Origin of the sequence: Streptomyces sp. NBC_01006, from assembly GCF_045162725.1 — a bacterium.
Classification (GTDB): Bacteria; Actinomycetota; Actinomycetes; order Streptomycetales; family Streptomycetaceae; genus Streptomyces.
The window spans coordinates 351,331-364,529 of record NZ_CP108701.1 but is presented as its reverse complement, the minus strand read 5'-3'; the positions used below and the strand labels follow the sequence as shown (position 1 = coordinate 364,529).

Sequence of the window (13,199 nt, the reverse complement as noted above, 5' to 3'; positions counted from 1 at the left end):
GATGTCCGATTCTGACCAGAAGCTGCTCGACGCACTCCGGGCGTCCATGAAGGAGACCGCCCGGCTGCGGACGCAGAACCGCAACCTGTCGGCCGCCGCGCGCGAGCCGATCGCCATCGTCGCCATGAGCTGCCGTTTCCCGGGCGGGGTCGATTCCCCCGAAAGCCTGTGGCAGCTCGTCGACGAGGGACGCGACGGCGTCTCGGAGTTCCCGCTCAACCGCGGCTGGGACGTCGAGGGCCTGTACGACCCCGAGGGCGAGCGCCCCAACACCACGTACGTCAACAAGGGCGGGTTCCTGCACGACGCGGACCGCTTCGACCCCGCCCTCTTCTCGATCAGCCCCAACGAGGCGCTGATCATGGACCCGCAGCAGCGCCTGCTGCTGGAGGCCTCCTGGGAGGTCTTCGAGCGGGCCGGCATCGACCCGCAGACCCTCAAGGGCAGCAGGACCGGCGTCTACTCCGGGATGATGTACCACGACTACGCGTACAACAGCGCGACGGGCTCCATCGCCTCGGGCCGCGTCTCGTACGCCTTCGGCTTCGAGGGCCCGTCCGTGACCCTCGACACGGCCTGCTCCTCCTCGCTCGTCGCCATGCACCTCGCGGCGCAGGCCCTGCGGGCGGGGGAGTGCACCCTCGCCCTGGCCGGCGGCGTCGCCGTCATGTCCACCCCCGAGGTCTTCGTCGAGTTCAGCCGCCAGCGCGGCCTCGCCAAGGACGGCCGCTGCAAGTCCTTCGCCGCCGCCACCGACGGCACCGGCTGGTCGGAGGGCGTCGGCGTGCTCCTGCTGGAGCGCCTCTCCGACGCCCGCCGGGGCGGCCATCAGGTCCTGGCCGTCCTGCGCGGCTCCGCCATCAACCAGGACGGCGCCAGCAACGGCCTCACCGCCCCCAACGGCCCTTCGCAGCGCCGCGTGATCCGCAGCGCGCTGGAGAACGCAGGCCTCACGACGGCCGACGTCGACGTCGTGGAGGCCCACGGCACGGGCACCACCCTCGGCGACCCCATCGAGGCGCAGGCGCTGCTGGCCACCTACGGTCAGGACCGCGACGAGGACAAGCCGCTGTGGCTCGGTTCCCTCAAGTCCAACCTCGGCCACACCCAGGCCGCGGCCGGCGTCGCCGGCGTGATCAAGATGGTGCAGGCGATGCACCACGGCGTCCTGCCCAAGACCCTCCACATCGACGAGCCCACCCCGCACGTCGACTGGACGGCGGGCAACGTCAAGCTGCTCACCGAGCCGGTCGCCTGGCCGGCGGGCGAGCGCCCGCGCCGCGCCGGCATCTCCTCCTTCGGCCTCAGCGGCACCAACGCGCACGTGATCGTCGAGGAGGCGCCCGCACCGGCCGAGACCGAGGCCGGGGCGGAGACCGAGCCGCGGGACGCGGCCCCCGGGTTCGTGCCGGGGCTGATCCCCTGGGCGCTGACCGGCCGTACGGCGCAGGCGCTGCGCGCGCAGGCGGCGCGGCTGGTCGCGCATCTGGAGACCCTGGACGACGACGCGGACCTCGCGGTCACCGGCCGCGCGCTGGCCACCCGGCGCGCCCGGCTGAACGAGCGGGCCGTCGTCCTCGGCGAGAACCGCGCAGAGCTGCTGGCCGGCCTGACGGCCCTGGCCGAGGGCGGTACGTCCGCCGGTGTGGTGCAGGGCGTCGTACGGGAGGGCAAGTCGGCCTTCCTGTTCACCGGCCAGGGCGCGCAGCGACTGGGCATGGGCCGTGAACTGCACGCGGCGTTCCCGGTGTTCGCGCGGGCTCTGGATGCTGTGGTCGGGGCGCTGGACGAGCACTTGGACACCCCGCTGTACGAGGTGATGTGGGGCGAGGACGAGGCACTGCTCAACAGCACCGCGTTCACGCAGCCCGCGCTGTTCGCGATCGAGACGGCTCTCTTCCGGCTGGTGGAGTCCTGGGGTGTGCGGCCCGACTTCCTGGCGGGGCACTCCATCGGCGAGATCTCGGCCGCGCACGCGGCCGGGGTCCTCTCCCTGGAGGACGCCGCCCGCCTGGTCACCGCGCGCGGCCGCCTGATGCAGGCGCTGCCCGCCGGCGGAGCCATGGCCGCGATCGAAGCCACGGAGGGGGAAGTCCTTCCGTACGTCTCGGATGCCGTGGGCATCGCGGCGATCAACAGCCCGCGCTCGATCGTGGTGTCGGGTACGGAGGACGCCGTAGAGGCGATCCAGGCGCGGTTCGCGGAGCAGGGCCGCAAGACCACCCGGCTCCGCGTCTCGCACGCCTTCCACTCACCGCTCATGGACCCGGCCCTCGCCGAGTTCCGGGCCGTCGCCGAGTCCGTGACGTACCACCCCGCCGCGATCCCGGTGGTCTCGGGAGTACACGGCGAGCTCAACGAGGACTGGGGGACCCCGGAGTACTGGACCCGTCACCTGCGCGAGGCGGTCCGCTTCGCCGACACCGTCCAGTACCTCCAGGGCCGCGGTGTCGAGACGTACGTGGAGCTCGGACCGGACGCGATCCTGACCGCCCTGGCGAGCGCGACCGTCGGCGATGTCGAGGGCACCGCCTTCATCTCCTCCTGCCGCCGCCAGAGGCCCGAAGCCCGCGAGCTGCTCGCGGCCGTCGGCCGCACCCACAACCAGGGCATCTCCGTCGACTGGGCCGCCTACTTCGGCGCCACCGAGGACCGCTGGGCCGATCTGCCGACGTACGCCTTCCAGCAGCAGCGCTACTGGCTGGAGGCCACGACCGGCGAAGGCGTCGGCCTCGGTGCCGCGGGTCTGGAGACGGTCGGGCACCCGCTGCTGAGCGCCGCGATCGCCTCCGCCGACTCCGGCGAGGTCGTCCTGACCGGGCGGCTCTCGGTCGACAGCCAGCCCTGGCTGGCCGACCACGACGTCCTCGGCAGCATCCTCTTCCCGGGCACCGGCTTCGTCGAGCTCGCCATCCGCGCCGGCGATCAGGTCGGCTGCGACGCGGTCGAGGAACTCACCCTGCACGCCCCGCTGATCCTGCCCGAGCGCGGCGGAGCCGCCGTACAGGTCTGGCTCGGCGCCGACGACGGATCCGGGCGCCGTACGGTGACCATCCACTCGCGCGACGAGAACGCCGCCGAGCCGGTCTGGACGCGGCACGCGGAAGGCACCCTGGCCAGCGGCTCGGCCGTACCGGCCGCCGGTCTGACCGAGTGGCCGCCGGCCGGTGCCACCCCGACGACGGTGGACGGTGCGTACGAGCTCCTGCTGGAGCGCGGCTACCACTACGGGCCCGTGTTCCAGGGCCTCAAGGCCGCGTGGACGTCCGGCGAATCGCTCTACGCGGAGGTCTCCCTCCCCGAGCACGCGCACGCCGACGCCGCGCGGTACGGCCTGCACCCGGCCCTCCTCGACGCCGCCATGCACGTGGCGCTGATCGACGACGGGTCGAGCACCGACGAGTCGACGGTCCTGCCGTTCTCCTGGAACGACGTCGCCCTGCACGCGGGAGGCGCCGCGGCGCTGCGCGTGTGCATCGCCCCCTCCGGCCCCAACACGGTGACCGTGACGGTGGCCGACGCCGAGGGGCAGCCGGTCCTGACGGTGGGCTCGCTGGTGTCGCGCCCGGTGTCGCAGGAGCAGTTGAGTGCGGGCCGGCCGGATTCGCTGTTCGAGATCGCCTGGCGTCCGCTGGCGGCCCCTTCGGATGCGGCCGTTGAGCAGCATGTGTGGGGTGAGCTGCCGGAGGGCGAGCTGTCGGGTGCGGTGGTGTTCCACGTCCCGGGCGCGGAGGGTTCGCTGCCCGAGGCGGTGCGTTCCGCTACCGCTGGGACGCTGGCGGTCGTACAGGAGTGGCTGGCCGAGGAGCGCTTCGCTGAGACGACGTTGGTCGTCGCGACGCGTGGTGCGGTGGTCGTGGATGCGGCCTCTGATGTCATCGATCTGGCTCAGGCGCCCGTGTGGGGTCTGGTGCGTGCCGCGCAGGCGGAGAACCCGGGCCGTATCCAGCTCACCGACCTCACGGCGGTCACCGACGGACTTGCGGCTGTCATCGCCTCCGGCGAGCCGGAGAGCGCGGTTCGCGCCGACGGCATCCGCATCCCGCGCCTGACGGCGGTGACAACGCCGGAGTCGGCGCAGGGCCCGATCGCCCTCGATCCGGCGGGCACGGTCCTGATCACCGGCGGCACCGGCGGTATCGGCGCCCACCTGGCCCGGCACCTGGTCACCGAGCACGGTGCCCGCCACCTCGTCCTGACCAGCCGGCGCGGCCCCGACGCGGAAGGCGCGGCCGAACTGGCCGCCGAGCTATCCGAGTCGGGCGCCCAGGTCACGATCACGGCGTGCGACGTGGCCGACCCGGCCAACATCACCGCCCTCCTGGCCTCGATCCCGGCCGAGCACCCGCTGACCGGCATCGTCCACGCCGCGGGCACGGGCGACAACGGCCTCATCGCGACGATGGACCCCGAGCGCCTCGACCGGGTCCTCGCCCCCAAGGCCGACGCGGCCTGGCACCTCCACGAGCAGACCAAGCACCTGGACCTGCCGCTCTTCGCCCTCATCTCCTCCGCCGGCGGCCTCACCATGGCGGCCGGACAGGCGAACTACGCCGCCGCCAACACCTTCCTGGACGCGCTGGCGACCCACCGCCACGCCCAGGGCCTCGCGGCCCAGTCGCTGGCCTACGGCCTGTGGGCGAGCACGGGCATGGGCCAGTACATCACCGACACCGACGTGAAACGCATGGAGCGCCAGGGCCTGCCCCCGCTCCAGCCCGAGGAGGCCCTCGCCCTCTTCGACGCCGCGTACGCCTCCGGCCGGCCCGCCACCGTCCCGCTCCACGTCAACCGCACCGCCCTGGCCGCCCGTACCGACGAACTGCCCGCGCTCCTGCGCTCCGCCACCCCCACCCCGCAGCGCCGCAACGTCCGCGCGAGTGCGAGCGGTGGGGGAGCGGGCGCCGCCCACGAGCTCGCGGCGCGTCTCGCCGGGAAGACCGAGGAGGAGCGCGAGCGCGCCCTGCTCGAACTGGCGCGGACGCACGTGGCCGCCGTACTGGGCCACGAGTCGGCCGACGCCATCGAACCCGACCGGGCCTTCCAGGAGCTCGGCTTCGACTCCCTCAGCGCCGTGGAACTGCGCAACCAGCTGAAGGCGGCCACCGGGCTCCGGCTCCCCGCCACCCTCGTCTTCGACTACCCGAACGCGCGCGCCGTCGCCCAGTACATCGGCGAGTCCATCGGCGGAGCGGCGCAGGGCGCGGCCACCCGTCCGACGGCCGTCGCCCGCACGCGGGCGGACGACGACGACCAGATCGCGATCGTCGCGATGAGCTGCCGCCTCCCCGGCGGGGTCACCTCCCCCGAGGAGCTGTGGCAGCTCGTCGTGGAGGGCCGGGACGCCGTCTCCGGCTTCCCCCTCGACCGCGGCTGGGACGTCGAGAACGTGTACGACCCGGAGCCGGGCGTGCCGGGGAAGACGTACGCCAACGAGGGCGGCTTCCTCTACCGGGCGGGCGACTTCGACCCGCACTTCTTCGGGATCAGCCCTAACGAGGCGCTGATCATGGACCCCCAGCAGCGGCAGCTCCTGGAGGTCTCGTGGGAGGCCATCGAGCGGGCCGGCATCAACCCGCACACCCTCAAGGGCAGCAGGACCGGCGTCTTCGCGGGCGTCATGTACCACGACTACGGGCAGGGCACCGAGGCCGCCGCCACCACCGGCGGCAGCCTGATCTCGGGCCGCGTCTCGTACACCCTGGGCCTCGAAGGCCCGTCCATGACCGTGGACACGGCCTGCTCCTCGTCCCTCGTCTCGCTGCACCTGGCCACCCAGTCTCTGCGCTCCGGCGAGTGCTCGATGGCGCTCGTCGGCGGTGTCGCGGTGATGGCGAGCCCCGACATGTTCGTCGAGTTCAGCCGTCAGCGCGGGCTCGCCGCCGACGGCCGCTGCAAGTCCTTCGCGGGCGCCGCCGACGGCGCCGCCTGGTCGGAGGGCGTCGGCGTCCTCGTCATCGAGCGGCTCTCCGACGCCCGCCGCAACGGCCACCCCGTGCTCGCGGTGATCCGGAGCTCCGCCGTCAACCAGGACGGCGCGTCGAACGGCATGACCGCGCCCAACGGCCCCTCGCAGCAGCGGGTGATCCAGAGCGCGCTGGAGAAGGCCGGGCTGACCACGGCCGATGTCGACGTGGTCGAGGCCCACGGCACGGGCACCAAGCTGGGCGACCCGATCGAGGCCCAGGCCGTCCTCGCCACGTACGGCCAGGGCCGCGACGAGGACAAGCCGCTGTGGCTCGGCTCGCTGAAGTCGAACATCGCGCACACGCAGGCCGCGGCCGGTGTCGCCGCCGTCATCAAGATGGTCCAGGCCCTGCGCCACGGGCTGATGCCGAAGACCCTGCACGTCGACGAGCCCACCCCGCACGTCGACTGGTCCGAGGGCAACGTCAAGCTGCTCACCGAGGCCGTCGAATGGCCGGCGGGCGAGCGGCTGCGACGCGCGGGCATCTCCTCGTTCGGGCTGAGCGGTACGAACGCCCACGTGATCCTGGAGGAGGCCCCGGCGGCCGCGGAGGCCGGTACGGACGAGGCTCCGACGGGTGACGCCCGCGAGTTGCCCGTCGTACCGGTGGTGCTGTCGGCCCGGTCCCCCGAGGCCTTGGCCGGCCAGGCGGAGCGGCTGCGGGCGCACCTCGCCGACCGCGAGGACGTCTCGCCGACCGACCTCGCCTTCTCGACGGCGACCTCGCGCACGCCGCACGAGTACCGGGCCGCGGTGGTCGGCGCGGACCGCGAGGAGATCCTCGCCGGGCTGGCGGCGCTGGCGGAGGGCTCGGAGGCGGGCACGGTCCAGGGCCTGGTACGGGAGGGCAAGTCGGCCTTCCTGTTCACGGGTCAGGGTGCGCAGCGGCTGGGGATGGGGCGTGAACTGCACGCGGCGTTCCCGGTGTTCGCACAGGCTCTGGATGCTGTGGTCGGGGCGCTGGACGAGCACTTGGACACGCCGCTGTACGAGGTGATGTGGGGTGAGGACGAGGCGCTGCTGAACAGCACCGCGTTCACGCAGCCGGCCCTCTTTGCCATCGAGACCGCGCTGTTCCGGCTGGTGGAGTCCTGGGGTGTGCGGCCCGACTTCCTGGCGGGGCACTCCATCGGTGAGATCACCGCGGCCCATGTGGCGGGCGTGCTCTCGCTGGAGGACGCGGCCCGTCTCGTGGCCGCCCGGGGCCGTCTGATGCAGGCGCTGCCCGCCGGTGGCGCGATGGCGGCGATCCAGGCGGCGGAGGAGGAAGTCCTTCCGTACGTCTCGGATGCCGTGGGCATCGCGGCGATCAACAGCCCGCGCTCGATCGTGGTGTCGGGTACGGAGGACGCCGTAGAGGCGATCCAGGCGCGGTTCACCGAGCAGGGCCGCAAGACCACCCGACTCCGCGTCTCGCACGCCTTCCACTCACCGCTCATGGACCCGGCCCTCGCCGAGTTCCGGGCCGTCGCCGAGTCCGTGACGTACGAGCCCGCCCGGATCCCGGTCGTCGCCGGGGTCCACGGCGAGCTCAACGAGGACTGGGGGACCCCGGAGTACTGGACCCGCCACCTCCGCGAAGCCGTCCGCTTCTCCGACACGGTGCAGCACCTGCACGCCAAGGGCGTCAGGCGGTTCCTCGAACTCGGCCCAGACGCCATCCTGACCGCGCTCACCCAGGTCTCCCTGGACGGGCAGGCCACCGTCATCGAGCCCGTCCTGCGCAGGAACCGCCCCGAGGTCCGGAGCCTCCTGACCGCACTGGCCCACCTGCACACCGCGGGCACGCGCATCGACTGGACCGCCTTCTACGCCGGCACCGGCGCGCAGCGCGTCGACCTGCCGACGTACGCCTTCCAGCACGAGCGGTACTGGCTGGAGGCCACGCCGGCCACCGACGTGGCCCACCACGGCCAGACCTCGGTGGGCCACCCGCTGCTCAGCGCGGCCATCACCCTGGCCGGGTCCGACGAGGCGGTGCTGACCGGCCGCCTCGCTGCGGCCACGCACGCCTGGGTCGCCGACCACGACGTACTGGGCAGCGTGCTGCTGCCGGGCACCGGCTTCGTCGAGCTGGCGCTCCAGGCGGGCGACCAGGTCGGCTGCCCCGTCCTGGAGGAACTCACCCTCCAGGCCCCGCTCGTACTGCCCCGGCACGGCGGCGTCGCCCTCCAGGTGTCGGTCGGCGCGCCCGACGACACGGGCCGCCGGACCGTACGGGTCCACTCGCGCCACGAGGACGCACCGGCCGACACCCCCTGGCTGCTGCACGCCGACGGTCTGCTCGGCACCCGCCCGGCCGTCGCGGGCACGGACCTCACCGTCTGGCCGCCCACCGGCGCCACCGCGGTGGACGTGAGCGAGACGTATGAGCTGCTCCAGGGCCGCGGCTACCACTACGGCCCGGTGTTCCAGGGCCTCACCGCCGCGTGGACGTCCGGCGAGGACATCTTCGCCGAGATCGAACTGGCCGAGCAGGCGCACGGCGACGCCGAGAGCTTCGGGGTCCACCCGGCCCTCCTCGACGCCACGATGCACGCACTGGGCATCGGCGGTTCGGACGCGGACGACTCGTCCGGTGAGGGCGCGCAACCGCTGCTGCCCTTCTTCTGGGAGGACGTGTCCCTGTACGCGGTCGGCGCCACGGCGCTGCGCGTACGGATCTCCTGGACGTCCGAGAACACCATGTCCCTGGACGCGGCCGATGCGGCCGGTGCCCCGGTGCTGTCGGTGAAGAGCCTGACCTTCCGCCCGGTGTCGCAGGAGCAGTTGGGCGCGGGCCGGCCGGATTCGCTGTTCGAGATCGCCTGGCGTCCGCTGGCGGCCCCTTCGGATGCGGCCGCTGAGCAGCATGTGTGGGGTGAGCTGCCGGAGGGCGAGCTGTCGGGTGCGGTGGTGTTCCACGTCCCGGGTACGGGGGGTTCGCTGCCCGAGGCGGTGCGTTCCGCTACCGCTGGGACGCTGGCGGTCGTACAGGAGTGGCTGGCCGAGGAGCGCTTCGCTGAGACGACGTTGGTCGTCGCGACGCGTGGTGCGGTGGTCGTGGATGCGGCCTCTGATGTCATCGATCTGGCTCAGGCGCCCGTGTGGGGTCTGGTGCGTGCCGCGCAGGCGGAGAACCCGGGCCGTATCCAGCTCACCGACCTCACGGCGGTCACCGACGGACTTGCGGCTGTCATCGCCTCCGGCGAGCCGGAGAGCGCGGTTCGCGCCGACGGCATCCGCATCCCGCGCCTCGCCCCGGTCACCGCGACCGCCGAGGCCTCCGTGGCCCTCGATCCGGCGGGCACGGTCCTGATCACCGGCGGCACCGGCGGTATCGGCGCCCACCTGGCCCGGCACCTGGTCACCGAGCACGGTGCCCGCCACCTCGTTCTGACCAGCCGGCGCGGCCCCGACGCGGAGGGCGCGGTCGAACTGGCCGAGGAAATCTCCCAGTTGGGCGCCGAGATCACCCTCACGGCCTGCGATGTGGCCGACCCGGCCAACATCACCAGGCTGCTCGCCTCGATCCCGGCCGAGCACCCGCTGACCGGCATCGTCCACGCCGCGGGCACCGGGGACAACGGTCTCATCGCGACGATGGACCCCGAGCGCCTCGACCGGGTCCTCGCCCCCAAGGCCGACGCGGCCTGGCACCTCCACGAGCAGACCAAGCACCTTGACCTGCCCCTGTTCGCCCTCATCTCCTCCGCCGGCGGCCTCACCATGGCGGCCGGACAGGCGAACTACGCCGCCGCGAACACCTTCCTCGACGCCCTCGCCACGTACCGCCACGCCCAGGGCCTCGCCGCCCAGTCGCTGGCGTACGGGCTCTGGGCGGGCACCGGCCTCGGCCAGTACGTCTCCGAGACCGATGTGAAGCGCATGGAGCGGCAGGGCCTGCCCCCGCTCCAGCCCGAGGAGGCCCTCGCCCTCTTCGACGCGGCCTGCGCCTCCGGCCGGCCCGCCACCGTCCCGCTCCACGTCAACCGCACCGCCCTCCAGGCGCGTGCCGACCGGCTGCCCGCACTCCTGCGGCCGGCCACCGCCCCCGCCCAGCGCCGCACGGCCGGGGCCAAGAACACCGAGACGGAGCTCATCTGGCTCCGGATCGGCCAGGCGCCGCAGGCCGAGCAGGAAGCGGCCCTGCGCGAGCTCGTGCAGCGTCGAGCCGCCCACCTCCTGGGCCACGCCAACCCCACCGCCATCGACGTCGAGCGGGGCTTCCTGGAGTCCGGGTTCGACTCGCTCAGCGCGATGGAGCTGCGCAACGCCCTCATGAAGGACACCGGGCTCCGGCTGTCCCCGATGGTGGTGTTCGACAGCCACAGCCCGGCCCAGCTCGCCAAGGTGCTGCTGGCCGAGTACGCCGAGCAGGGCATCCGTACGACGGCCCCCGAGGCCACCGCCCCCGGCGACCCCGCCGCGTCGCCCCGCCCGGCCCGGGGCGCGGGGGAGACCCTGCGCGACCTGTTCCACGGCGCCGTGGTCGCCGGCCACGCCGACAAGGGCTTCGACCTGCTGCGCGCGGCGGCGGCCGTCCGGCCGTCCTTCGCGACGGCGGCCGAGCTGGAGCGCGTACCGGCCGCGGCGCGGCTCGCCGACGGTGCGGAAGGCCCGCACCTGATCTTCGTCAACACGCCGATGGCGACGGGCGGCGCGTACCAGCACGCGCGGCTCGTCTCCCACCTCCAGGGCAAGCGGAAGGTCTCCGCCCTGCCCATCCTCGGCTTCGACGCGAGCGAGAGCCTTCCCGCCACCCCCCAGGCGGCGGTGGAGGGTCTGGCCCGTACCGTCCTGGAGGCCGCGGGCGACGAGCCGTTCGTACTGATCGGCTACTCCTCCGGCGGCACCCTGGCCTACGCGACCGCCGGGCACCTGGAGCGCGCGTACGGGATCCGCCCGCACGGCGTGGTCCTGCTCGACACGTACAACGTCCACGACGGCGAGAGCGAGGGCGTCCCGATGGACGGCCTGGCGCTCGGCATGTTCGACAAGGAAGCGGCGTTCGGGGAGTTCGACACCACCCGGCTCTCGGCCATGGGGCGCTGGGTGGAACTCGTACCGAACCTGCCGCTCGACTCCGTCGCCGCGCCCGTCCTGTTCGTCCAGTGCACGCAGTCCTTCGTACCGGACGGCGACGACCCCTCGCCCGAGCTCACCCAGGGCAAGGCCGAGCCCTGGGAGCCCGCCCACACGCTGCGCCCCGTCGCCGCGAACCACTTCACGATCGTCGAGGAGCGCGCGGACGACACCGCCCGCGTGCTTGAGGAATGGCTCGTCTCCGATGCCCTCGACGCCGCACAGACCGCCCACCCGACCACCACCCAGAAAGCGATGTGAGACGACGGTGGCACTCAAACCCAAAGGCACCGTGCCCTTCGGCCCGTACGAGACCTGGTACCAGGTCACCGGTGACCTCCAGTCGGAGCAGCCCGCGCTCGTCGTCGTCCACGGCGGGCCCGGCAGCACCCACGACTACCTCAAGAACCTGAAGGAGCTGGCGGCGCACACCGGCCCGGTCGTCCTGTACGACCAGCTCGGCAACGGCGGCTCCACCCACCTGCCCGAGAAGGGGGCCGACTTCTGGACCCCGGAGCTGTTCGCCGACGAGCTCGCGAACCTGGTCACGCAGCTCGGCATCGCCGACAACTACGTCCTGTTCGGGCAGTCCTGGGGCGGTCTCCTCGTCACCAAGTTCGCGGCCGCCCGCCCGGCCGGCCTGCGCGGCCTCGTCATCGCCAACGCCCCCGCCTCCTACCCGCTGTGGCTGGAGGAGGCGCAGCGGCTGCGCGCGGACCTGCCGCCCGGCGTCAACGAGACGCTGCTGCGCCACGAGGCCGCGGGCACCACGGACAGCGACGAGTACCACAACGCGATGCGCCCCTTCTACGAGAAGCACGTGTGCCGGCTCAAGCCGTGGCCGCGGGACTACCTGGCCTCGTTCTACGAGGTCTACAACGACCCGACGGTGTACTACGCGATGAACGGCCCGAGCGAGTTCCACGTCAACGGCACCCTCAAGGACTGGTCGGTCATCGACTACTGCCCGCAGGTGGACGTGCCGACGCTGCTGATCTCCGGGCGCCACGACGAGGCCACCCCGGCGACGGTCCAGCCCTTCCAGGACCTGATCCCCGACGTCCGGTGGGTGATCTTCGAGGAGTCCAGCCACCTCCCGCACCTGGAGGAGCCGGAGCTGTTCCAGCAGGTGATGAAGGAGTTCCTCGGCTCGCTGGCGGGCGCGAAGGAGAAGGAGAAGGTGGTGGTGGGCCATGGAGTCAACTGACCGTACGGGCAGCGCCCTGGTCTTCCCCGGCATGGGCCCCGTCCCGTTCGCCGAGGTCGCCAAGTTCATGCTGGTCAACCCGTTCGCCCGCAAGCTCTTCGCGGAGGCGGACGAGGTCCTCGGTTACTCGCTCTTCGAGCGGTTCAAGGAGGCCGAGGGCGACTACTCCGAGTACGCCCAGGTGGCGTTCCTCGTGAACTGCCTCGCCCTCGCCCAGTGGGTGGAGCACGAGTTCGAGGAGCAGCCGGCCTTCTGCACCGGCCTGAGCTTCGGCGAGAAGGCCGCCGCCGTGCACTCCGGGGCGCTGTCGTTCGCCGACGGCGTCCGCTTCACGGCACGTTTCGCCCACACGCTCGACGCGTACTTCGCCGAGGAGCACCCGGAGGAGGTCGCCACCCAGTCCTTCGCCCGGACCCCGCGCGCCCGGCTGGACGAGGTACGGGCCGAGCTGACCGAGCAGGGCGAGTGGCACGACATCACGTGTGTCGTGGACGAGGACTTCGCGATGCTCACCCTGCGCAAGTCCCGGCTGGAGTGGCTCCAGCAGCGGCTGCGGGCGCTGGGCGGCATGCCGCTGTACGTCATGGAGCCGCCGCTGCACTCGCCCGCGTTCGGCGGGCTGCGCCGGCGGGTCGAGGAGGAGGTCCTGGCGGGGCTCTCGTTCCGTGACCCGCACCTGCCGGTCGTGGCCGACCAGGACGGGGCGGTGCTCACGACGGGCGAGCAGGTACGGAACCTGCTGCTGGACGGGTGCGTCCGGCCGGTCGACTGGCCGGACGTGCTCGGCTCGCTGCGCGACAAGGGCGTCGGAACCCTCTACGTGGCCGGGCAGGACGCCCTGTTCGGCCGGGTGGGGGCGGCGACCCGCAACTTCAAGGTCGTACCCGTCAACCCGCGGCTGGCCATGCGGCCGCGCCGCCGGACCGCGACCGCCGCCTGAGGGCGGCGGCCGCGGCCGCG

The 13,199-nt window shown here is 72.9% G+C and carries 3 protein-coding genes; all 3 read left to right on the top strand.

Annotated features, from left to right (window positions below):
- Nucleotide 1: 1 nt before the first annotated feature.
- The 3 genes from OG509_RS41375 to OG509_RS41365 are packed head-to-tail and all read left to right on the top strand — an operon-like array spanning nt 2 to nt 13,179.
- The gene (locus tag OG509_RS41375; RefSeq protein WP_331742331.1) at nt 2-11,293 is read left to right on the top strand and encodes an SDR family NAD(P)-dependent oxidoreductase; all 11,292 of its coding nucleotides are present in this window, start codon (nt 2-4) and stop codon (nt 11,291-11,293) included.
- Entirely contained in the window at nt 11,238-12,239 is a 1,002-nt protein-coding gene (locus OG509_RS41370) for a proline iminopeptidase-family hydrolase (RefSeq protein ID WP_331742328.1), read from the top strand. Before OG509_RS41375 ends, OG509_RS41370 begins: the two co-directional genes overlap by 56 nt.
- The gene (locus tag OG509_RS41365; RefSeq protein WP_331742325.1) at nt 12,226-13,179 is read left to right on the top strand and encodes an ACP S-malonyltransferase; all 954 of its coding nucleotides are present in this window, start codon (nt 12,226-12,228) and stop codon (nt 13,177-13,179) included. Before OG509_RS41370 ends, OG509_RS41365 begins: the two co-directional genes overlap by 14 nt.
- The last annotated feature ends 20 nt before the right edge of the window (nt 13,180-13,199 follow it).

What these genes read in the sequence shown, in the direction of transcription:
- OG509_RS41375 (WP_331742331.1), top strand. Translation starts at nt 2, where the DNA reads ATGTCCGATTCTGACCAGAAGCTGCTCGACGCACTCCGGGCGTCCATG.
- OG509_RS41370 (WP_331742328.1), top strand. Translation starts at nt 11,238, where the DNA reads ATGCCCTCGACGCCGCACAGACCGCCCACCCGACCACCACCCAGAAAG.
- OG509_RS41365 (WP_331742325.1), top strand. Translation starts at nt 12,226, where the DNA reads ATGGAGTCAACTGACCGTACGGGCAGCGCCCTGGTCTTCCCCGGCATG.